This is a genomic window from Pediococcus pentosaceus, from assembly GCF_001437285.1.
GTDB classification, from domain to species: Bacteria; Bacillota; Bacilli; order Lactobacillales; family Lactobacillaceae; genus Pediococcus; species Pediococcus pentosaceus.
The window spans coordinates 167239-190442 of sequence record NZ_JQBF01000003.1; the positions used below are offsets into that span (position 1 = coordinate 167239).

Here is a 23204-nt window from a genome sequence, read left to right on the forward strand (position 1 = left end):
ATATAAATTATTCTTCATAACTCAATTATAGAAAGAAGTGTTGGATTTGACGGTGGAATTTGAAATAGCTTTAAAAGAAGACTTACCAGAAATTGTAAAGATATATAATGAAACAATTGATTCAAGGATGGCGACTGCTGATACAAAATATGTCACAGTTGAAGAACGTCAGGAATGGTTTCAAGCGCATCAAGAACCTACTCGCCCGCTTTGGGTAATAAAAGTTAGGGGAGTAATCGCTGGATGGATAAGTTTCAGTAGCTTTTATGGAAGACCAGCTTATCTGCATACCGTGGAAATTAGTATTTATATTGATCAGAGTTTTAGGGGAATGCACTTAGGACGAAAAGCAATTAAGTTTGCGGAGGAGCAGGCACCTAAATTGGAAATCAATCGAATTATGGCCTTCATATTTGCACATAATCTACCTAGTATTGGTTTATTTAAATCTGAAAATTATGAAAAATGGGGAACTCTACCTCAGATTGCTGAAATGGATGGCCAATTGGACGATTTAACAATTATGGGGAAGCATTTAAAATAATAAAATTTAAAAAAGTCCTAGTTTTCACCGTTTGAATTTAAGTCAAAAAGAACTTTTTTGCACAAATTTGGCATAAAATGACTGATTTCATAAATAAATATTTCATTTAAAGAAACTTTGGGAATTGATAGAATCCTTTTAAACTAGTGAATAACGAGGCTTATATTACAGAATGTTACAAAGTCTTACAAAATATCCCATTATCCCTGAAATTACAAATATACCTGTAATATACTTCCTGTAAAGTTATTTCTTGTCGAAAAGAAGCAAGGATATGTTTTTTTAAAATAAAGGAGATATTTATCTATATGTCATTTAAGAGTAAATTTTCAAAACTTTCTATCGCATTACTATCAGGTGCCGCAATTGGTGCCGCAATGATTACAACAGGCGGTAGCGCAAATGCCGACGAAATTTACACAGTAAAATCTGGTGATACTCTCTCAGAAATTAGTTACGCATTCAACTTGAATGGTGACTACAATTCAATTGCTAAAGCAAATAACATTAAAAACGTTGATGTTATCAATGTAGGACAAAAGTTAGTTATTACTAATGGTGGGGACATCAAGAAAGCTACTAAATCAGAAGTTAAATCACTTCCAGAAGTAGCTAAGAATACTAACGCTGCCAATGCAGCTACTACAAGCACAACAAATAATACAACTACAACTAACAATGCTGCTTCAACTCAAACAACAGCTAAATCAAGCTATGTTGCTCCAGCTCAAAGTAGCACAACAACAAGCAGTTCAAATGGCGGATCAGTAGCTCAACAAATGGCTGCTAAGACCGGTGTTTCAGCTGCTACATGGCAACGGATTATCAACCGTGAATCTGGTGGTAATGCTAATGCTGTAAATGCTTCATCAGGGGCATACGGTTATTTCCAACTATTAGGTCATGGTGAACATGCTGGCATGTCAACTTCAGAACAAGTTAACATGGCTGCTAGTGTATATAAAGCTCAAGGTATGTCTGCTTGGGGTGAATAAGCAAAAGTAACGTCTTTATAGACACTTTTGTGACAGAGGAAAGTTTTCTTTCCCCTGTTTTTTTATTAAAAACGTCCTAAAATATAAGGTTTTTTAGAAGAAATATTTCATTTTGAATTATTTCATAAAAACATGAATGCCTTTATATCAACGTTTATGCAGCATAATATTACAGAATATTACTTCTTTTTACAAAAAAACGGGATATTTACAGATATCCAAAATATATTTGTAACAAACGTCCTGTAAAGTAATTACCTGTTAAGAAGAAAACATAAAAATTAAAAAAATGATTTAAAACACAAGGAGATATTTCTACATGTCAATTAAAGCTAAACTTTCAAAACTTTCTATCGCATTACTTTCTGGAGCAGCTCTTGGAGCAGCCATGATTACAACTACAAGTAGTAGTGCAAATGCTGATGAAATTTACACAGTAAAATCTGGTGATACTCTTTCAGAAATTAGTTATGCATTTGGCTTAAATGGTGACTACAACTCTCTTGCAAAAGCAAATAATATTAAAGATGCAAATATTATTGAAGTTGGTCAAAAGCTGGTTATCACAAATTCTGGTGATATCAAGAAAGCTACAAAATCAGAAGTTAACACTCTTCCAGAAGTAGCTAAGAACACAAATGCTGCAAATACAACAACAGCAAATACAACTGCAAGCACAACAACAAATAAGACAAACACAACAACTGTTGCTAAGACAAATACAGTTGCAACATCAACACCAGCTACAACGACTACAACATCAACTGTTTCTGGTGGTGAAGCTTCAGCTAAAGCATGGATTGCTAACAAGGAATCTGGTGGTTCATACTCAGCTACAAATGGACAATATGTTGGTAAATACCAATTGTCATCTTCATACCTAAATGGTGATTACTCAGCTGCTAACCAAGAACGTGTTGCTGATAACTACGTTAAGAGTCGTTACGGTAGCTGGTCAGCTGCTAAGTCAGCTTGGTTATCACAAGGTTGGTACTAAAATTAGGTAATTAAATTCTAAAATTTATAAAAGAGGGACAAACTAATTAAGTTTGTCTCTCTTTTTTGATATTATATTCACATTTTTTTCGATAAAAAAGGCTATACTTGATAAGGTAAAAGGAACTGGAGGAGTTTTGAAATGCGTATATTGATGATTGAAGATAATAAATCTGTTTCCGATATGATGGGAATGTTTTTTAAAAAAGAAAGATGGAACGTTACATTTGTGTATGATGGATTAAAAGCCATTGAAACTTTTAAAACCGATCCTGAACAATGGGACATCGTTTTACTTGATTTAAATTTACCTGGAAAAGATGGTATGGAGGTAGCAGCTGAACTTCGACGCACGTCGCAGTCCATCCCCTTAATTATGTTGACAGCACGTGATTCAGAAAGTGATCAAGTTTTAGGCTTAGAAATGGGAGCCGATGAATATATTACTAAACCATTTAGTCCTATTACGTTAATCGCTCGTATTAAGGCCTTGTACCGACGAGTGTCAATGAGTAGGGAAACGATGACGCAAGGTGCTCAGAATGCGAAATTCGATGTTAGAACGGCCCATCTTAAGATAAGTACATCTACTCGAGAGGTATATTTAGACGAAAAGCTTATTTCAGATTTAACCCCTAAAGAATTCGATTTACTTAAAACATTGGCGCAGAAGCCCATGCAGGTCTTCTCACGAGAACAACTTCTACAAATAGTGTGGGATTATGAATATTATGGTGATGAACGTACGGTAGATGCCCATATTAAAAAGCTTCGCCAAAAATTAGAAGCAGTTGGTCCACAAGTGGTCCAAACGGTATGGGGAGTTGGCTATAAGTTTGATGATAGTAAAATCGATGAGGATTAGTTAATATGAAATTGTTTTTTCAACAGATGATGGCCTTTTTATTAGTAACTCTGTCATCTTTATTGATCGTTGGATTGGTTTTTATTCAGTTTACTAAAGACTCAGTTTACCGCAACAAATGGCATTCCTTGCAAGAATATGCTGATAGTATTTTTCAGCAAGCAATTGTGTTAGATACAGAAACTGCTGATGTAAAGAGTGTACAAGTTGATCAGCTTCAAGGTGTGGAAAAACTGTTAGATAATCAACACATTCACTTTACAATCTACACTAATGATGGAAATACGATTAGTTATCCAAACCGTAATATAGCTTCTCGAATTACTAAAGCTCAGCGAAGAGAATTGAAAAATGGTGACACGGTCAAAACCAAATCACGCATGACTTTTGATAAGTCAAGTCGACAAGTTACCATGACAGAGATGGATAAGCCTTATTTTAATCGTAATGGTAATCTGGTTTGCGTGATTTCGATTGGATCACCATTAGCTAACGTACAGGCTGACATCGAGAAGGTTAAAAAGAATCTTTTCATGACGTTTGCCTTTGCGATTATTGTAGCAGTGATTGCTTCATATTTCTTATCACGTTACTTAGTAAGGCGAATCCAAGCAATTCGAGAAGCTGCGCACAAGGTTACGGAAGGAAACTTTAATGTTCAGTTAGTTTCTGGGCGTAAGGATGAAATTGGAGAATTGACCAACGATTTTAATATTATGACTGCTTCCTTGAAAGAGTCTAATGATGAAATAAAACGCCAAGAAGAACGGCGACGAGCCTTTATGGCTGATGCAGCTCATGAAATGAGAACACCATTGACAACCATCAACGGTATTTTAGAGGGGCTTGAGTATGATGCAATTCCTGAAGATAGTAAAGAGGAAAGCGTTCATTTAATGCAACGAGAGACGAAGCGGCTTATTCGGTTAGTTAATGATAATTTGGATTATGAACGGTTGCGCACGAATAAAATTAGTTTAAATCGTCATCAGATTAATCTAAAGCAAGCAACTCAAAGGATTAGTAAACAACTAGCTAAAAAGGCCAAACTTGAAAATGATGTGATTATTATTGATATGGCTGATGATGTGATGGTATACGCTGATACAGATCGCTTAATTCAAATCTTATTTAACATTATTCAAAATGGAATTCAATTCACTCAAAATGGAAAAATTACTATTCGGGCCCAAAATGCTAAAGATGGTACTGATATCCAAATTAGCGATAATGGAATTGGTATGACAGAAGAGCAGATCAAAAATATCTGGGAAAGATACTATAAGGCTGATGCATCAAGAATTCAAACCAAAGGTGAATCTGGATTGGGGATGGCAATTGTCCATGAATTAATGCAAGTTCATGGAGGACAAATTACTGTCGAGAGTACTCCAGAAAAAGGAACAACTTTTAAATTACATTTTCCAGAGCAACAAAAAAAGCTTGGCCATTAAGCCAAGCTTTTTTCATGGATCATCTTACCACATTGATGGTGTATTGAACCATTCGATACGTTCCTTAACAGTGTTCTTGATAGCTTCTGTACCTGAAGCAAGAACTTTACGAGGATCGAATCCTTTAGCTTTCTTGTCATTGTCTGCTTCGTAGTATTTACGAACAGCGTTTGACCAAGCAATTTGTTGTTCTGTGTTAACGTTAACCTTAGAAATACCCATTGAAATAGCCTTAACGATTTGTTCCTTAGGAATTCCTGAACCACCATGAAGTACAAGTGGTGTCTTAATAACATCAGCAAGTTCTTGTAGACGGTCAAAGTTTAAACCAGTCCAGTTAGCAGGGTATACACCATGGATGTTACCAATACCAACAGCAAGGAAGTCAACGCCTGTAGCAGCAAGTTGTTTAGCTTCTTCAACATCAGCTAATTCACCAGCACCAACGATACCGTCTTCTTCACCACCAATTGAGCCAACTTCAGCTTCAACTGATACGCCTTGAGCATGTGCCAAAGCAACGATTTCTTTTGTCTTTAGAAGGTTATCTTCAAAGTCAAGATCATGACCATCAAACATAACTGAACTGTATCCAGCAGCGATAGCTTCTTTAGCAGCTTCGTAGTTACCATGGTCTAAATGCATGATAACAGGAACTGTGATACCCATTGATTCTACTTGTTTTTCAACGAGGTTCTTAACAGCTTTGTAACCACCCATGTACTTAGCAGCACCCATTGATGATTGGATCAAGATAGGTGTGTGTGTTTCTTGGCCTGCAGCTAAGATAGCACGAGTCCATTCAAGGTTGTTTGTGTTAAAAGCACCTACAGCGTATCCACCCTTACGAGCTGCTGCAAATGTTGATGTACCATTAATAAATGACATAAAACTGGTTCCTCCCAATATTGTTTATACAAACAAAGAGCTTTTCTCTTCGCAACACATCTATTTTATCACAAAATTAAAAAATATTATACGAGTTTTTCAGAAACAAGTTAACATATGGACGTTTTTAATTAAAAAATTAGTGTGGTCCAATTTTTTATTGAAAAGTAATGAAAAGCCACATAATACGGCATTTTTAGAATTTATTTTACATGGAATAAAGTATATACCATTTTACATTTACAAAATAAAAGTTGGAATTCGCTTTCATAACTGGTAAAATGATATTTTGTCTTAGAGAGAGAGACATATATTTTTAGATATATATATAGGAGAGAATTGAATATGAGTATTTTAATCGCGTTAGTTCCCGCAATCATGTGGGGAAGTATTGGATTAGTTAGCGGTCGATTAGGTGGAAGCGCTTCTCAACAAACGCTTGGAATGACAATGGGTGCGGTTGTCTTTTCTTTAATCACTTTAGTTCTTTACCATCCTACTTTGAATGGTAAAATTTGGATTGCTGGTTTGATTTCAGGTTTATTTTGGGCTGTGGGTCAATTTAATCAATTTAGTTCGATGAAACATATTGGTGTTTCAAAGACGGTGCCAATTTCAACTGGATTACAATTGGCTGGTAACGCCTTAGCCGGGGTATTAATCTGGCATGAGTGGACTTCTGGTAATATGATTATGGTTGGTACAATTGCTGTCATTGCTTTGATTATTGGTGCAGCACTAACTTCACTTAAAGATAAAAGTGACACAACTGCAGATCGAAATGACGAAAATATGCCAGCTGGAATTCGTGCTTTGGTTGTTTCAACTATTGGTTATATCGGATATACAGTAATTGTTCGTTTTGCTAATGTTGACGCCAAAGCCATTATCTTCCCTCAAGCAATTGGGATGTTAATTGGTGCTTTAATTTTTGTTCTAATCGCTAAAGAACAAAAGGAAATTACTAAGAAACCAACTTTTATGAATATTATTACTGGTCTGATTTGGGGAACAGGTAACATCTTTATGTTCCTTGCAATTCCATCAGTTGGATTGGCAATTAGTTATTCACTTGCTCAAGCTGGGATTGTTATTTCAACCTTTGGTTCAATTTGGTTACTTGGTGAACACAAGACGCGTCGTGAAATGCAATTTATCATCATCGGTTCAATTTTAATCATTGTTGGTGAAACTTTACTAGCAACGCTAAAATAATTTTAAATAAAAGCAATACTATAGTAGGAAAAATCGTTTTCGAGGTTGTTAGGTGACCTGGGGAGCGATTTTTTTCGTATTTATTAGAACCGATGGAGTCGAAAGTGGGAATGGCAATCTAACTAAATGAAGATACTTAAAAAACATCTTAACTAAAAAGCGTAAATTGTTAATCTGCGATACCCTTAGTAGTTAAATTTTAGTAAATATTAGGTTAAATCGGATAGGCTTAACCAAATTAAGTAATTTTATTGTATAATGGTACAGATAAAGAATTTTATACAAAAGGGGTAGTTATTAATGGCACATATTTCATTTGACAGTTCTAATGTTGCAGATTTTGTACATGAAAACGAACTTGCAGAAATCCAACCACTTGTTACAGCTGCTGATCAGATTTTACGTGATGGCTCTGGCGCCGGTAGTGATTTCCGTGGATGGATCGATTTACCATCAAATTATGATAAGGACGAATTTGCCCGTATCAAGAAAGCCGCTGATAAGATCCGCAACGACTCAGAAGTATTCGTTGCTATCGGTATTGGTGGTTCGTATTTGGGTGCTCGTGCAGCCATTGATTTCTTGAACAACACTTTCTACAATCTTCTTACTAAAGAACAACGTAATGGTGCTCCTCAAGTAATCTTCGCTGGTAACTCAATTAGTTCAACATATCTTGCAGACGTATTGAACTTGATCGGTGACCGTGACTTCTCAATTAACGTAATTTCTAAGTCAGGTACAACTACAGAACCAGCTATTGCATTCCGTGTTCTTAAAGAAAAACTAATCAAGAAGTACGGTGAAGAAGAAGCTAAGAAACGTATTTATGCAACAACTGACCGTGCTAAAGGTGCCCTAAAGACAGAAGCTGATGCAGAAAACTATGAAGAATTCGTAGTTCCTGATGACATTGGTGGTCGTTTCTCTGTTCTTTCAGCTGTTGGTTTATTACCAATCGCAGTTGCTGGTGGTGATATTGACCAATTGATGAAGGGTGCTGAAGATGCAAGCAACGAATACAAGGATGCTGATGTTACAAAGAACGAAGCATACAAGTACGCTGCTTTACGTAACATCCTTTACCGTAAGGGCTACACAACAGAACTTCTTGAAAACTACGAACCAACACTTCAATACTTCGGCGAATGGTGGAAGCAATTGATGGGTGAATCAGAAGGTAAAGATCAAAAGGGTATCTACCCATCTTCTGCTAACTTCTCAACTGATTTACATTCACTAGGACAATACATCCAAGAAGGTCGTCGCAATTTGATGGAAACAGTTATCAATGTTGAAAAGCCTAACCATGACATCGACATTCCTAAGGCTGACCAAGACCTTGATGGATTACGTTATCTTGAAGGTCGCACAATGGACGAAGTTAACAAGAAAGCTTACCAAGGTGTAACCCTTGCTCATAACGACGGTGGTGTTCCAGTTATGACGGTTAACATTCCTGATCAAACAGCTTACACATTAGGCTACATGATTTACTTCTTCGAAGCAGCTGTTGCTGTATCTGGTTACTTGAACGGAATTAATCCATTCAACCAACCAGGTGTTGAAGCATACAAGTCAAATATGTTTGCATTACTTGGTAAACCAGGTTATGAAGATAAGACAGCTGAATTAAACGCTCGTCTATAAAAACTGAAGTACTACTTAGAAGCTATCACAATTGTGATAGCTTTTTTTATTGAAAATAATTTCCAAACTACAAAAGAAATCGTTTTCTAGGTAAGGTATAATATTAGATATAAATATATTGGGAAAAGGGGGCGGACAAATGGAGTTAGTTAATAAACAGCATCATGCTTTGGGAACAATAATTAATCTTTCAATAGCCTCCATCTATCAAGTCGATATCTTAGAAAAAACTATAAAAATGATTGATGATTTCGAAGAGCGTTTAACAGTTAATCGACCATCTTCGGAAGTGATGGAGATTAACCATCAAGCTGGAAAACAAGCTGTTCAAGTTTCGGAAACAACGTATAGTTTAATTGAAAAAGCGGTAGAAGTTAGTAGATGGCAATTAGGTTTTAACGTGGCCATTGGCCCGCTAGTCAAATTGTGGAAAATTGGATTTGATGGGGCGAATAAACCTAGTCATGCTCAAATTTTAGAACGGATAAAATTAATTGACCCACAAGCAATTATTTTGAACGCTCAAAATCGAAGTGTTTTCCTTAAAAAAGAGGGAATGGAATTAGATTTAGGGGGAATTGCGAAAGGATTTATTGCTGACGAAATTAAGGCATATTGGCAAAGCGAACACGTAGCGTCAGGAATTATTGATTTGGGCGGTAATGTGTTGTTAGTGGGGCGGAGTCAGCATCCCGATGCAAAATGGAAAGTTGGGATTCAAAATCCGATTAAATCAAGGCACGTCCCGTTGGGAGTTCTACATATTCCAGAAAAGTCTGTTGGCACATCAGGCATTTATGAACGGAAATTAATAGTTGAAGGGCAGACATATCATCACATGTTTGATTCAGCGACGGGATATCCAATTGCTAATAATTTAGCTAGCGTGTCCATAGTAAGCGATCGTTCGATTGATGGAGAAATTTGGTCAACCATTTGTTTTTATCAAGGAATTGAAAAGGGCAAAGCGCTACTGGCCAATCAACCCGGAATTGGAGCAGTGTTTATTACACGGGATTTGAAAGTTTATGTAACCGATGGACTACAGAATTGTTTCAATGAAATCGCGAATAATAGTTAATCCATATTTTTACATATAGAATGGGGAATATTTATGAAAAAATTTGTTGCAATCGTTGGAACGAATAGTAAAAAATCAACCAACCGTAAATTACTACAGTACATGCAAAAAAGATATAAAAATGACGCAGAAATTAAGCTCGTTGAGGTGGCGGGACTGCCAATTTTTAAAAAGACCGAGGAAATGGCGATTCCAAAACAAGCTCAAGGAATTGCTCACGAGCTTGAGAATGCTGACGGAGTGATTATTGGTACTCCGGAGTATGATCATTCCGTTCCGGCCATCTTGCTTAGTACATTAGCATGGCTGTCCTATGGAATCCATCCTCTGCTAGATAAGCCGGTGATGATTACGGGAGCTTCATATGGTGCTTTAGGTGCATCACGAGCTCAGGCTCAACTTAGACAAATACTAGATTCACCAGAAATTAAAGCGCGGATTATGCCTAGCTCTGAATTTTTACTGGCTAATTCGCTTAAAGCTTTTGATTCAGCGGGAAATTTAATCGATCAAGAACAAGTTGAAAGATTAGACGGTTTATTTGAAGACTTTATTTTATTCTCAGATATTTCCAAACAGTTAAACCACGCTAATTCTAATAACGCAAAGGAAATGCAAAACTTTTCATGGGACGAAGGTTCTGGTAGAAGGGATGAAGAAAAATGAAACTAGTAGCAATTGCGGGATCTATAGGTGAGCAATCTTATAATCGAATGTTATTACAATACATTGCCAAGCATTTTGAAAACTTAGTTGATATTGAACTTTTAAATATTGATGATGTTCCAGTTTTCAATGAAGATGAAGATTTAAGTGATAATATTGAAATTCAAAAAATATATCAAAAAGTTTATGGAGCCGACGGGGTTATCTTAGCTACCCCAGAACATAATCACACAGTAACAGCTGCAATTAAAAATGTCATCGAATGGTTATCCTTTAAATTACATCCCTTTGATGGCAAGCCGGTTTGGATTGTTGGAGCTTCTTATTTCAACCAGGGTTCCTCAAGAGCGCAACTCCATCTAAAACAGATCCTCGAAGCTCCAGGAGTTAATGCAATTGTAATGCCTGGTAATGAATTTCTACTTCGGAACGCTAAGGAAGCGTTCGATGCAGAAGGTCAATTAAAGGATGCTGGTACTGTTCAGTTTTTAGAAATGGTCATCCAGAAATTTATTAAATTTGTGAAGGTAATTGATATGTTAGATGCTCCTGATCCAAAGTCTTACCAAGACGAAGATCTTGAATCTAAAGGTAAAGTAAATACAACTATCGAAGGGGTCGATATGCACGACGAGCATTGGGTTGAAAAAGCAGCCCAAAAAGTTCACGCGGTGGATGGAAGTACTTATGTTAAATTGGATCGTGGAATTCTAACGGTTGACCAGCTTAATTATTTCTTGAAGACCATGCCAGTGGAACTTACGTATGCAGATGATAACAATCAGTTTATTTACTACAACAAAAATCAACCGGCTGACAAGATGCTAGCACCAAGAAATCCTGGGCAAGCTGGTGATCCGTTAGCAGACGTTCATCCAGGGCGAGCAGTTGACCGAGTTAAACAGGTGATTCATGCGCTTCGTACTGGAGAAACTGATCTAGTTTCGATGCCAGTTCCAGGTAATGGTCCGGATCGACATGTTATGCATTACTACAAAGCAATGCGTGATGAAAATGGTCGCTATCGAGGGGTTAATGAATGGGTAACTGATATCATGCCCATCATTAAATATTATTTAGCATCCACTGGCCAAAAACTAATAAAGGATCCAGCAGCCAAACCAATTTCACCAATTACAGGGATTGACGTAATGGCTGGTGCTTCAGCTAATCCAGAGCCTGATGTAACTTCAGGAGCTTCGGAAGAGGAGCCTGCAGGTCATGATGTCACAAGCGGAGCTTCAGAAACACCCGAGAGCAATCCAGAAGTAGATGCTACTTCGGGGGCTTCAGAAGTTTAAATGATTATATAAAATGATTCCTTGATAATAAGGGATCATTTTTTTTATTGACAGAAGTAATATCTAAGACTACACTTTAACCATAATATATTAATGATATTGTTTTGATATCACGAAAGGAGTTAAGATGGGCAACAAAGATCATGAAAAACGTTTTTTGCTTCGTTTAGATCAAAAACTTTATGAAAGACTTCAATCGGAAGCGGATGAACAAGGACGAAGTGTTAATGCACATATCGTTAATATCTTAAATAGAACTAACACGCCAGCGACCTTTGAGAAACGCCAAATTATTGGAAAAGTCATTGCAGGTAAAGATTTAAGTCAGAGTGGACTAGTATTAGTTTCAGGAATTTATTACAGATATTTACTTGATGATAATGGTAATGTGGTCGAAGACGCCCAATATGCCATCATTGAAGCAAATGGAAATATCTTAACTTTAAGAAGAATATAGGGGGAATATTTGATGTTAGGTATTAAAATCGTTCCGCAAAATAACCAGGGTTTAGTTGAGACGTTAGGAAAGTATAGTCATAGTGTAGAATCAGGGCTAAATTTTTATATTCCAATTTTCCAAAAAATTCGAAAGATTAGTTTGGCGATGCGACCTTTAGCGCTTCCTAATTATTCAATCATTACTAAGGATAATGCTGATGTTTCTGCTAGTTTAACTTTGAATTACCATGTAACGGATGCAGCTAAGTATCAATATGAAAATACAGACTCAGTTGAATCAATGGCTCAATTAGTTCGAGGTCACTTACGCGATATTATTGGGCGGATGGACTTGAACGAAGCACTTGGTTCAACGGCTAAAATTAATCAAGAATTAGCCTTGGCAATTGGCGACTTAACTAATACATATGGAATTAATGTCGACCGCATTAACATTGATGAATTAACACCATCGAGGGCGATTCAAGAAGCAATGGATAAACAATTAACTGCTGATCGTGAAAGAGTTGCGACAATTGCTAGGGCAGAGGGAGAAGCCCGTTCGATTGAATTAACTACCAAAGCTAAAAATGATGCTATCATGGCCACTGCTAAAGCTGAAGCGGACGCAACTAAAACACGCGCAGACGCTGAACGTTATCGGATTGATACAGTCCAAACTGGGTTAGCTAATGCGGATGGAAAGTACTTCAAAAATCAATCGATTGAAGCCTTCTCCACACTTGCTAAATCAGCTGCTAATCTGGTAGTAGTTCCATCGGATGGAATGACGGAAATAGGCAATCTTCCAGTGGTAGGAAAAATGTTAGAAAAAGGGATGGATAAAGCTTAAAATTTTGGTAGACGATTGGATGGTTTGATCAAGAGTAATTTCGACCGAAGGTTAATATTCGTGATTACTGAAACCTATAAAAAATGAGCCGTAAAATATGATAAAATGCTCCGATAGGTATTTTTATAGATATAGGAGAGTAAACTAATGATTAATTCGATTGAAAATGATGATTTTTACCAAAAGATGCAAAATGAAAAATTAACGGTTTTAGATGTACGTGAGAAAGTAGAATTTATCGATGGTCATGTACCGATGGCACAAAATTGGCCCTTGAGTGAATTAGCCGAAAAATATAGCAAATTAGATACTAGCACATCTTACTATCTGATTTGTCGTTCAGGGGCACGCTCAGCAAATGCATGTGCTTTCTTGCAAGATAAGGGATTGAACGTTACTAATGTAACTGGAGGGATGCTAGCTTGGAAGGGCGAAGTTATTTAGTAGTGGGGGATAAAATTAACAAAATGTTAAATGGAAAGCAAAAGAGTCATGTAGTGTGAAAACTACATGACTCTTTTTAGGTTGATTGGCCATACTGGGCTCGAACCAGTAAATTACGGATTCAGAGTCCGCTGCCTTACCAATTTGGCGAATGGCCATTAAAAAATCACCCGCACGGGGATCGAACCCGTAACTCCGGCTTGAGAGGCCGACGTCTTAACCAATTTGACCAGCGGGCAAATTACTCTATTAATTTACACTAAAAAATACGTTTCGTCAATAAAGACCTTAATTAATTTCAAGAATTTCAACCTGATATTGTTCATTAGGAGCAGTAACTAGGACAATATCATGGGTTTTATGGTGCATAAGTGCTGAACCTAAGGGAGATTGGAAAGAGATTTTGTTGTTAACCACGTCCGCCTCATGTTTTCCCACAATCTCGTAGGTGATTTCGTCATGGTCATCGACAAAACGCATCTTGACTATGCTACCCAAATCGATTTTGGAATGATTAGTGTTTTGAATGATTTTGGAATAACTAATTTGACGCTGCAAGTAGCGTAGTCGGCCTTCCATCCGACGAAGGTCACGTTTGGCGGCACTATATTCGGCATTTTCAGAAAGATCACCCAAGGCTCGGGCATCGGCAAGGGCCTTGATTAAGGCCGAACGTGTCTGCTTTAAATCATCAATTTCTTGATTAATTTTAGCGTAGCCACTAGGAGTCATAGGTACAAACTTTGGTTGCATAAAATCAATCCTTTCTACATGGATGATGATTCGAAAGTAAGTTCAATCATATACTCATGCTTTTCAAGGATATGTGAGGTGGTTACCCAGACAGAATCTAGCCCATGATTTTTATCTAATGTTTTTTGCTGGAAACGATCAAGAATGTCACTATTTTTAGCCACAAATTCGTTAGCAAATCGATCGACTAATAAAGAATTGTCTGGAAAATAAACATGTGGTTCAGAAACGGGAACGGTGTCCGGGAAAGTCATATTAATTACGTTTCTGTAGCCAATGTGATGAATCTTAACCATCTCGGGTTTATTATCAATTCGGTACAAAATGTTATATAAAGAATCTGAGTTAGTTGCCATAAATAAGTTCCTTTCTACATGTTGATATTGTAGCAAAAATTCCTAAGTAAATGTTGTTGCAAATCGAAAACCAAAGTGTATAATTGTGGTTTATGACAAGTTGTCATTTTTAGGAGGTCGAAATGCCAAAGCAAACATTTTTTAATTTAAAGGACGAAAAACGGCAACGTATTATAGATGCAGCTGAACGTGAATTTAGTCAATGTCCTCTATATGAATCTTCGATAAATAATATCATTAAGGATGCGAAAATTCCACGGGGAAGTTTCTACCAATACTTTGATGATTTATCAGATTTATACGGGTATTATTTTAGTTTGATTTTAGAAGATATTCAAGAGAATTTGATTGATAGTGTTCAAGAGGCGGATGGTGACATTTTTTCAGCAGTTAAAAAATATGCTGGGGAATATATGAAAGAAATTATTTCAGGCAATCATCGTGATTTTTATAGAAACTTCTTTTTAGGAGCCAATATTTCAAAGCGTTCTAAAGATGGTAAACATCCCGGGTTTGATGTATATCATTCAGATCGTATGAAAGAACTACGTGCCAATCTTAAAAAAGAAGTCAATTGGAAACTCCTAAAAGTGACTAACGAAAAGGATCAAAATATGATTCAGCAATTGATAATGATGATTTTCTTTCATTCTTTTGCAAATTATTTTGTACATTCAAACAACACTGATTCAGATCCGGCAGAAGTTCAAAAAGAAATTGAACGGAACCTCAACTGGTTGGAATTTGGTGCAAGAAGAACGGAGGATAAATAGTTATGTGGAAACTACTAAAGTCTCGATTTACGTGGTGGGCGGTATTAGTTGGGACAGTTTTCTTGATGGTTCAAATTGCGGGTGATTTGCTTTTACCTAATATTACTTCAGATATCATTAATAATGGTATCGCCAAAAATAACATTGGATACATTTGGAACTCGGGTTTAAAAATGTTATTAGTTTCACTAGTAGGATTAATTGGTGCGGGAGTTAACGTGTTTTTTGCTGCAACTCAAGCCCAAAAAATTGGTAATAAACTACGCAGTGATCTCTTCAGAAAAATATCGTTCATGTCCAATTATGAATTTGAAAAATTTGGAGAAGCTTCGTTAATTACTCGTACAACTAATGATGTTATTCAAATTCAAAACGTGATTGTTATGATTTTACGCATGATGTTAATGTCGCCGATTATGTTAGTCGGAGCAGGATTTATGGCTTATCAAAAACAATCCGAGTTAACCGTAGTTTTCTTAGTTGCATTACCATTACTGGCAGTTTTTGTGGGAATTATTATGTTTTTTGCGGTCCCTTTGTTTAAGGGCCTTCAGAAAAAGATTGACCGGATCAACTTGGTTTTCCGTGAGGGATTAACTGGGGTACGTGTCGTCCGAGCATTCAATCAAGATCAATTTGAACAAGATCGTTTTGCTGATGCAAACCATGATTATATGAAAACTGGTATTAAGGTATTTACAATCGTTTCCTTCATGATCCCGGTAATGACTCTTTTGATGAGTGGAACTAATATTGGAATCGTCTGGTATGGAGCTCATTTAATTGCCAACCAAACGATGCAAGTTGGTAATTTGGTAGCCTTTATGACGTATGCTACTCAAATTTTAATGAGTTTTATGATGCTTTCGATGGTCTTCGTAAGTATCCCGAGAGCTTCAGCTTCGGCAGCTCGTATTAATGAAGTATTGAATTCTGAAAATAGTGTTAAAGACCAAGTAAACGTGGAAAACATGGTTGAAGATTCGACTGCTACATTGGCTTATAACAATGTTAAATTCAGATATCCTGGTGCTGAACGTCTTTCAATTGATAACGCTAATTTTGAAGCTAAGGCGGGAGACACCGTTGCTGTAATTGGTGGAACTGGGTCTGGTAAAACTACTTTGATTAGTTTGTTACCACGTTTATTTGATCCCGAATCTGGTTCAATTGAATTGAATGGCGTTGATATTAAAAAGTTAAGCCAATTCAATCTACATGAACAAGTAGCCTTTGCGCAACAAAAAGCAGTTCTTTTTAAGGGTACGATTCGTGAAAATATGCGTTATGGGAATGAAAATGCTACTGATGAAGAAATTTGGCATGCTTTAGAAGTAGCACAGTCGACAGAATTTATTAAACGTGATGGCGATGGACTAGATACTTTTGTTGAACAGAATGGGGATAATTTCTCAGGTGGACAAAAGCAACGTTTGTCAATTGCTAGAACGTTAGTTAAAAAAGCTAAGGTATATGTTTTTGATGATTCGTTTTCAGCCCTTGATTTTAAGACAGATGCTAATTTAAGAAAAGCTCTTCGGGAAGATCCTGAAATTCAAAAGAGTATTGTTATTATCGTTGCTCAACGAATTGCCACGGTTGCTGATGCAGATTTAATTCTAGTATTAGAAAATGGAAAAGTGGTTGGGCAAGGAACGCATGCAGAATTAAAACAAACAAATAAAACTTATCGAGAAATTATCGAATCACAAATTAAGGAAGGAGATCAAACAAATGGCTAAAGCAAATAATGCAGCACGACCACAAAATGGGCCTCGGCCTGGCGGACATGGCGGTCCCCGTGGTGTAATCGAAAAGCCCAAGAATTTTTGGAAATCAGCTGGTCGATTGGTAAAATATCTTTCGCCTTGGATGTTTGGTTTCATCGTTGTCCTTATTTTTGCGGCAATTTCTACCATTCTTCAAATTCGAGCACCTAAAATTTTGGGTGAAGCTACGACTGAAATTTTTAAAGGGGTAATGAAGGGTGCAGCTCAGATGAAGATGGGAGTACCAGTGCATAAATTTCCTATTGATTTTACCAAGATTGTCGAAATCTTAACGTCAGTGGGACTATTGTATGTCCTTTCAGCTGCGTTTAGTTTTGTTCAACAAGTGGTAATGACGCGCGTTTCTCAAAAAGCCGTTGCACAACTTCGAGCAGATTTCAAAAATAAGATGCAAAAATTACCGATTTCTTACTATGATACCCATTCAAATGGGGATATCATGAGTCGGATGACCAATGATATGGATAATATTAGTTCAACTTTACAACAAAGTTTGACTCAATTAGTAACTAGTTTCTTCCAATTTGTCGGGGTATTGTACATGATGCTAACAATTAGTTGGAAACTAACCCTACTTGCTGTTGCAACGGTGCCACTGAGTTTGATTGTCGTTGCGGTTGTCGCACCTAAATCACAAAGATTTTTTAAATCTCAACAAAAACACCTTGGTTTAATGAATAATCAGGTTGAAGAAACGTATGCGGGACATACAGTAATCAAGACTTTTAATCATGAACAAGATGCAATTGAAGATTTTGAAAAAGAAAACGTTAAGTATTATAAGTCAGCTTGGAAAGCGCAATTTATCAGTGGATTGATTATGCCATTGATGAACTTCGTCAAAAATATTGGTTACTTAATGGTTGCTGTAATTGGTGGTGTACAAGTTGCCCACGGAAATCTTTCCTTAGGTAACGTCCAAGCGTTCCTCCAATACACCCAACAGTTCTCACAACCGATTACTCAAATTGCAAATATTGCTAATACACTTCAAATGACCATGGCTTCCGCAGAACGAGTTTTTGAAGTGCTAGATGAACCAGAGATGGAAGATCTTCACACAGATGTAGCGGATGTTAAGACAGATGCTAAGATGATTTTTGACGATGTGGACTTCCGTTATGTTCCTGATAAACCATTGATTCGAAACTTTAATTTGCGGGTTGAGCCCGGAGAAATGGTTGCGATCGTTGGTCCAACTGGAGCTGGTAAAACGACGATTATTAATTTAATTGAACGTTTCTACGATGTTAATTCAGGGACGGTTTACCTTGACGGGAAGGATACTCGTAATATGGAACGGACGGAATTACGTTCTAAAATTGCGATGGTTCTTCAGGATACTTGGCTTTTTACCGGAACTATTCGAGAAAACATCAAGTATGGTCGTGAAGGGGCAACGGATGAAGAATTATATAACGCGGCTAAGGCAGCCCATGCTGATTCATTTATTCGGCAGTTACCAGATGGGTATGACACCATTTTAAACGAAGCAGCTTCTAATATTTCACAAGGTCAACGTCAATTGCTAACAATTGCACGAGCTTTCTTAGCTGATCCTGAAATTTTAATTTTAGATGAAGCTACGAGTTCGGTTGATACGCGTACAGAAGTGTTGATTCAAAAAGCTATGAATAATTTATTGAGCAACCGTACAAGTTTCGTGGTTGCACATCGACTTTCTACTATTCGCAATGCTCAAAATATTGTGGTAGTTAATAACGGTCAAATCGTTGAAACTGGAAATCACGATAATTTAATGAGCCAAAATGGTTTCTACGCTGACTTGTATAATTCACAATTTGCAAGTGGTGAAGTAATTTAATTTTTAATGGGTTATTCTTCGTTTGAAACAAAACGGAGAATAACCCATTTTTTGTTATATAATGCTATTGGAATTTAGGAAACGGACGGTAGGAATAAAAATGGTATTTACTGATACAGAAAATTTAATTCAAGCGATGTTGGAGCAACAGATAATTCCTGGAGCAGACTATACTTTTATTCATCATGGAAGGTTAGTTCATGAGGTAACCACAGGCTATAGCAGCGTAGTACCGGTTAAACGGCGCTTAGCGCAAGGTGAGTATTTTGATGTAGCTTCTTTAACCAAAGTTATGGGGACGGTTCCTTTGACGCTCTGGTTAGAACAACAGGGAAGGATTAATTTAGAAGCCCCAGTGAGCCAATACCTTCCCCAAATTAAAGATGCAAGAGTTACGTTACGTCATTTGTTGACGCATACTTCGGGGGCTACGGCTTGGATTGATCAGCGGGATGAATTAAATGCGAGTGAATTACGGGAAGCTATCTACAATAATTTAACTTTTGGAGCTGATTTTAATCAAAAAGTTGTTTATAACGATTATAATTTCCTATTGCTGGGCTTTATAATTGAACGGGTATTACATATGCCGGTTCAAGTAGCAATTCAGAAATATGTGTTGCAGCCTTGGGGATTAGAAGCCAGTAGCTTCACCCCTGATCCTCATCAAGCTATTCCAACGCAAGTCCGCAATGGCATCTTAACTAAGGGACAGGTACATGATCCTAAGGCCGCTTCGTTAGGCTTGCATGCTGGTTCAGCAGGACTATTTTCTACCAAACATGATGTGGTTAAATTTACCCTGAAAATGTTAGCAAATGAAAATGAACTTTTGGATGAAACAACCATGCGTCAATTCGAAGATAATCAAACGACTAATTCTAAATTACTCCGTTCATGGGGCTGGGCGTTTGTTACTAGAAAACCACATCAAGTTCTACTCAGACATAGCGGTTTCACTGGAACATTTATTTTATTGGATCGTTTAACACAAAATGGATTGGTATTCTTATCTAATCGGGTTCACCCGCAACCTAATTTGGAATTTTTAGAATATCGACAAAAAATTTATCAAACTTTTGCCAAAGAAGATTTTTAAAAATGTAACTTAAAGAACAATTGATGATGTGGTATTCTTAGGTAATGAGTAGATGAAAGGGGTTTTATAGAGTATGAGTGAACCATTATTTTTAAATCCAGTATTCCATGAAAAAATTTGGGGAGGGGACCATTTAAGAACTGAATTTGGTTATGATATTCCAAGTGACCACACGGGAGAATGTTGGGCAATTTCAGCTCATCCACATGGCCCAGCCACCATTGCTAACGGAGAATTTAAAGGTATTACGTTAGACAAACTATGGGAAAGTCACCGAGAACAATTTGGAAATGCCAAGGGGGAAGTCTTTCCACTCTTAACTAAGATCTTAGATGCGAATGACGATTTATCTGTTCAAGTTCATCCAGATGATGCCTATGCAGCTGAGCATGAACATGAATTGGGTAAAACTGAATGTTGGTATATCATCTCGGCCGAACCAGGAGCTGAATTATACTACGGTCATAACGCTAAAACACATGAAGAATTGGCAGATTGGATTAATAATGGTCAATGGGACAAATTATTCCGCAAAGTGCCAGTTAAAGCCGGTGAATTTTATTATGTGCCTAGTGGTACAATTCATGCTTTAGGTAAGGGAATTATGGTTCTTGAAACTCAACAAAGCAGTGATACAACATACCGCTTGTATGATTTTGATCGGGTAGATAAAACCACTGGTGAAAAACGTGAACTTCATCTTCAACAATCAATTGATGTAACTAACGTACCTCATGAAGATCCTAAACTTAACATTACTACTGACAAAGTAGGCGACGCTGAGGTAACTACATTTGTTAAAGCTCCAATTTCAAAGTATTTCTCAGTGAGAAAAGTTTCTTTGAAAGATGGCGAAGTTAGCTTTAAGCGTGAAGGTTTGTACACCTTAGTTTCAGTATTAGATGGAGAAGGGAACATTACTGTTGATGGAAAAACATATACTCTTGTTAAAGGTCAACACTTTGTTCTTCCTAACCCAGTCAAAGAATGGAGCTATAGTGGAAAACTTGAATTAATTGTTAGTGAACCTGGTGAAGCATAAAAAAGAGTATCTAAGAAAAAATTTTTTCTTAGATACTCTTTTTAGTCTTAGAAAGTTGGTTCAATAGTAAGTTCTTTTTGAGGAGTTAAATCAGCATCAGGATATTTACGACTAAGAGCAGTTAAAATTATACGCTTAGCTAATTCACCATTACGAGTTAGGATTGGACCATGGAAATAAGAGCCATAAACGTTTTTATAAATGACTCCTTCTGATTGATCTTCACCGTTGTTACCATGGCCAGACTGAACTTCCCCTAAAGGACGTTCTCCCTTACCAAGGAAAGTTTTCCCGTTGTGATTTTCAAAACCATGGTAAATTTCTCCAGTTTCAGCATTTTTGATAACAATATCGCCAATGAAGCGATTATCGTCTTGACTTAATGTGTAGTGATCTAAAGCATCAATCCCTTTAATTTTCTCACCATTCGCACCAACGTAGTAATGACCTAGAAGTTGATAACCACCGCAGATGGCAAGTAGTGGACCGCCATCTTCAATATAATCAGTTAGATCTTCTTTTTTGTGTTGAATATCCTTGGAAACGATGGTTTGTTCATAGTCTTGACCACCGCCGAAAAAGACGATATCCCAGTCTTTAGGATTAAATTGATCATCGAGACTAACAATGTCAATATCTAAATCTGTATCCATTTTTTTAGCATAATATTTTAAAGCTAGTAAATTACCGTTGTCACCATAGGTATTCAATAGGTCACCATAAAGATGAGCCACGTTTAGATTATATTTCATATTAAATCCCCTCTTTGATGTAACCTTCTGTAGCTAATTGTTTACGTAATTGAAGCATGGCAGTGTAAGTTGCAAATACGTAAACACGCTTGGTAGGTAAATTTTTAATATTTGAAACAGCATCTTTTAAATTATCATAGGTCCAAAGTTGATTATCCTCAACTCCAGCTACCTTAAGACGGAAAGTGATGTCTTTGTAACGTTCGCCACCCGTCATGTATTGTTGAATTGGCATTTGCGTTAATTTTTCAAAATTTCCATCCCAAATCCAACTTGTATCAATCCCATCAGCATAGTTAGCATTTAGTAAACCAACAAAAGAAAAAGGTTCGCTTTCAGTTCCAACCATATCAATTACTTGGTTTAAACCAACAGGATTTTTAACTAGCACGATGGTAATTTCTTTACCATCTACATTGATTTGTTCTTGTCGTCCAAAAACCCGCTCATCGGGGTCATTTAAAGCCTTTTGAATACTAGAAGTAGGTACTCCCATAAATTTACCGACCGAATAGGCGGCCAGTGCATTATAGACATTGTAAAGTCCCCCGATGTGAAGGGTGAAGTTGGAAGCATCAATGAAAAATTTAGATAAATTGGGAGTAAGCTTGGTAATCTGGGTAAGTTGATAAGTTAATTCGGGACGTTCCCAGCCGCAATTAGGGCAATAATACTTACCTTGATTGCTATAACTAATAAATTTATAGTGAATAATATGTTCGCAGCGAGGACAAACCACGCCATCAGTATTCGGATCTGCCTTCATCTCACCGTCGGGTTGATTGTTAAAACCATAGTAGACAACAGGATTAGGAAGGTCAACCGAATTGAAAATCGGCATGTCGCCATTAGCGATAATGGTAGCTTCCGGAGCTAATTTAACCCCATCTAATATTTTTCGATAGGTTGTGTAAATTTCGCCATAGCGATCCATTTGATCTCTAAATATATTAGTAAAAACGAAGGCTAAGGGTTTGATATATTGTGTTACCTTAATGACGTTAGCTTCGTCTACTTCTAAAATAGCAATATTTTTGCCTTTTTTAGATTTATGGTCAGTTAAGAAAGTGGTGACAATCCCTTGTTCCATGTTCGAACCAGTTGGATTAGTAAGAACATGATCAAACTTTTGACGAAGAACTTTAACGGTTAAAGCAGTGGTAAGGGTCTTACCATTGGTACCAGTGATTACGATCACATCGTAGTCCTTACCAAGATCTTTTAGAATGGTTGGATCAATCTTAGTAGTTATTTTGCCTGGTAGTGAACTTCCTCCAGAACGAAATGTGTGTAAAAACCAATATGACGATTTACCGGCCATTTTGGCAATTGAACTTTTAAATGACATGTTAAGCCCTCCGAATATCTTTAAAACATCTAAAATAGTATTTTAAGCTGAAATTGATAAAAAAGAAAGTTTCTTA

General features: G+C 36.9%; 23 protein-coding genes and 2 tRNA genes. 18 read left to right on the forward strand and 7 right to left on the reverse strand.

Translation table 11 applies throughout. From position 1 onward, the window contains the following. The first annotated feature begins 46 nt into the window (after positions 1 to 46). From IV86_RS04310 to IV86_RS04330, 5 genes are all read left to right on the forward strand, one after another. The gene (locus tag IV86_RS04310; RefSeq protein WP_056979383.1) at positions 47 to 544 is read left to right on the forward strand and encodes a GNAT family N-acetyltransferase; all 498 of its coding nucleotides are present in this window, start codon (positions 47 to 49) and stop codon (positions 542 to 544) included. A gap of 308 nt (positions 545 to 852) precedes the next feature. After that, positions 853 to 1539 carry a LysM peptidoglycan-binding domain-containing protein gene (locus IV86_RS04315; protein ID WP_011673630.1) on the forward strand — a complete coding sequence of 229 codons (687 nt, stop codon included), beginning with the start codon at positions 853 to 855 and terminating at the stop codon, positions 1537 to 1539. Positions 1540 to 1858: 319 nt separating this feature from the next. Continuing rightward, on the forward strand, positions 1859 to 2536 hold the full coding sequence (gene apf / locus IV86_RS04320; protein WP_002833649.1) for an aggregation-promoting factor: 678 nt from the start codon (positions 1859 to 1861) through the stop codon (positions 2534 to 2536). 141 nt (positions 2537 to 2677) lie between these two features. Continuing rightward, on the forward strand, positions 2678 to 3400 hold the full coding sequence (locus IV86_RS04325; RefSeq protein ID WP_011673628.1) for a response regulator transcription factor: 723 nt from the start codon (positions 2678 to 2680) through the stop codon (positions 3398 to 3400). 5 nt (positions 3401 to 3405) lie between these two features. After that, positions 3406 to 4854: a sensor histidine kinase gene (locus IV86_RS04330; RefSeq protein ID WP_002833651.1), complete on the forward strand. Its 1449-nt coding sequence runs from the start codon at positions 3406 to 3408 to the stop codon at positions 4852 to 4854. A gap of 24 nt (positions 4855 to 4878) precedes the next feature. Here the strand turns inward: IV86_RS04330 and fba are convergent, their stop codons facing one another. Then, positions 4879 to 5742, reverse strand: a complete 864-nt coding sequence (gene fba, locus IV86_RS04335; protein ID WP_011673627.1) for a class II fructose-1,6-bisphosphate aldolase — start codon at positions 5740 to 5742, stop codon at positions 4879 to 4881. A gap of 345 nt (positions 5743 to 6087) precedes the next feature. On the opposite strand from fba, the gene IV86_RS04340 reads away from it, so the two are divergent. The 8 genes from IV86_RS04340 to IV86_RS04375 all read left to right on the forward strand — a co-directional run bounded on the left by IV86_RS04340 (position 6088) and on the right by IV86_RS04375 (position 13390). Next, positions 6088 to 6957: a GRP family sugar transporter gene (locus tag IV86_RS04340; RefSeq protein ID WP_002833653.1), complete on the forward strand. Its 870-nt coding sequence runs from the start codon at positions 6088 to 6090 to the stop codon at positions 6955 to 6957. 300 nt (positions 6958 to 7257) lie between these two features. Beyond that, positions 7258 to 8607: a glucose-6-phosphate isomerase gene (locus IV86_RS04345; protein WP_002833654.1), complete on the forward strand. Its 1350-nt coding sequence runs from the start codon at positions 7258 to 7260 to the stop codon at positions 8605 to 8607. Positions 8608 to 8746: 139 nt separating this feature from the next. Beyond that, the gene (locus tag IV86_RS04350; RefSeq protein ID WP_036673071.1) at positions 8747 to 9688 is read left to right on the forward strand and encodes an FAD:protein FMN transferase; all 942 of its coding nucleotides are present in this window, start codon (positions 8747 to 8749) and stop codon (positions 9686 to 9688) included. A 33-nt stretch (positions 9689 to 9721) separates the two neighbouring features. After that, on the forward strand, positions 9722 to 10354 hold the full coding sequence (locus IV86_RS04355) for an NADPH-dependent FMN reductase (protein ID WP_002833656.1): 633 nt from the start codon (positions 9722 to 9724) through the stop codon (positions 10352 to 10354). Then, positions 10351 to 11655 (forward strand): NADPH-dependent oxidoreductase, encoded by a 1305-nt coding sequence (locus IV86_RS04360; RefSeq protein ID WP_002833658.1) that lies wholly within the window; start codon positions 10351 to 10353, stop codon positions 11653 to 11655. Before IV86_RS04355 ends, IV86_RS04360 begins: the two co-directional genes overlap by 4 nt. 127 nt (positions 11656 to 11782) lie before the next feature. Then, entirely contained in the window at positions 11783 to 12112 is a 330-nt protein-coding gene (locus IV86_RS04365) for a toxin-antitoxin system HicB family antitoxin (RefSeq protein WP_002833660.1), read from the forward strand. A 12-nt stretch (positions 12113 to 12124) separates the two neighbouring features. Further along, positions 12125 to 12946: an SPFH domain-containing protein gene (locus tag IV86_RS04370; protein ID WP_002833662.1), complete on the forward strand. Its 822-nt coding sequence runs from the start codon at positions 12125 to 12127 to the stop codon at positions 12944 to 12946. Positions 12947 to 13093: 147 nt separating this feature from the next. Continuing rightward, positions 13094 to 13390, forward strand: coding sequence for a rhodanese-like domain-containing protein (locus tag IV86_RS04375; RefSeq protein ID WP_002833663.1), 297 nt, complete (start codon positions 13094 to 13096; stop codon positions 13388 to 13390). An 85-nt stretch (positions 13391 to 13475) separates the two neighbouring features. On the opposite strand, the gene IV86_RS04380 is transcribed toward IV86_RS04375, so the two are convergent. The 4 genes from IV86_RS04380 to IV86_RS04395 all read right to left on the reverse strand — a co-directional run bounded on the left by IV86_RS04380 (position 13476) and on the right by IV86_RS04395 (position 14499). Then, a tRNA-Gln gene (locus IV86_RS04380) sits at positions 13476 to 13548 on the reverse strand. Positions 13549 to 13556: 8 nt separating this feature from the next. Beyond that, a tRNA-Glu gene (locus tag IV86_RS04385) sits at positions 13557 to 13629 on the reverse strand. Between the two features lie 49 nt (positions 13630 to 13678). Continuing rightward, positions 13679 to 14143 carry a transcription elongation factor GreA gene (gene greA, locus IV86_RS04390; protein WP_056979384.1) on the reverse strand — a complete coding sequence of 155 codons (465 nt, stop codon included), beginning with the start codon at positions 14141 to 14143 and terminating at the stop codon, positions 13679 to 13681. Between the two features lie 14 nt (positions 14144 to 14157). Then, positions 14158 to 14499 (reverse strand): hypothetical protein, encoded by a 342-nt coding sequence (locus IV86_RS04395; protein ID WP_056979385.1) that lies wholly within the window; start codon positions 14497 to 14499, stop codon positions 14158 to 14160. Positions 14500 to 14621: 122 nt separating this feature from the next. Here IV86_RS04395 and IV86_RS04400 point away from each other — a divergent pair, with 122 nt between their 5' ends. The 5 genes from IV86_RS04400 (at position 14622) to manA (ending at position 21028) form a co-directional block, all read left to right on the forward strand. Next, complete coding sequence (locus tag IV86_RS04400; RefSeq protein ID WP_002833666.1) at positions 14622 to 15272, forward strand: TetR/AcrR family transcriptional regulator; 651 nt, start codon at positions 14622 to 14624, stop codon at positions 15270 to 15272. Between the two features lie 2 nt (positions 15273 to 15274). Further along, a complete protein-coding gene (locus tag IV86_RS04405) occupies positions 15275 to 17014 on the forward strand; it encodes an ABC transporter ATP-binding protein (RefSeq protein WP_002833667.1) in 1740 nt (579 codons plus the stop codon). After that, positions 17007 to 18887, forward strand: a complete 1881-nt coding sequence (locus tag IV86_RS04410; protein ID WP_002833668.1) for an ABC transporter ATP-binding protein — start codon at positions 17007 to 17009, stop codon at positions 18885 to 18887. The genes IV86_RS04405 and IV86_RS04410 overlap by 8 nt, the downstream gene beginning before the upstream one ends. A 100-nt stretch (positions 18888 to 18987) precedes the next feature. After that, positions 18988 to 19986 carry a serine hydrolase domain-containing protein gene (locus tag IV86_RS04415; RefSeq protein WP_029258086.1) on the forward strand — a complete coding sequence of 333 codons (999 nt, stop codon included), beginning with the start codon at positions 18988 to 18990 and terminating at the stop codon, positions 19984 to 19986. A 73-nt stretch (positions 19987 to 20059) separates the two neighbouring features. Further along, complete coding sequence (gene manA, locus IV86_RS04420; protein WP_002833670.1) at positions 20060 to 21028, forward strand: mannose-6-phosphate isomerase, class I; 969 nt, start codon at positions 20060 to 20062, stop codon at positions 21026 to 21028. Between the two features lie 47 nt (positions 21029 to 21075). On the opposite strand, the gene IV86_RS04425 is transcribed toward manA, so the two are convergent. Together IV86_RS04425 and IV86_RS04430 are read right to left on the reverse strand one after the other, a co-directional pair. Then, positions 21076 to 21780 (reverse strand): type 1 glutamine amidotransferase, encoded by a 705-nt coding sequence (locus IV86_RS04425; RefSeq protein WP_002833671.1) that lies wholly within the window; start codon positions 21778 to 21780, stop codon positions 21076 to 21078. Between the two features lies 1 nt (position 21781). After that, positions 21782 to 23128 carry a Mur ligase family protein gene (locus IV86_RS04430; protein WP_002833672.1) on the reverse strand — a complete coding sequence of 449 codons (1347 nt, stop codon included), beginning with the start codon at positions 23126 to 23128 and terminating at the stop codon, positions 21782 to 21784. Positions 23129 to 23204: the final 76 nt, after the last annotated feature.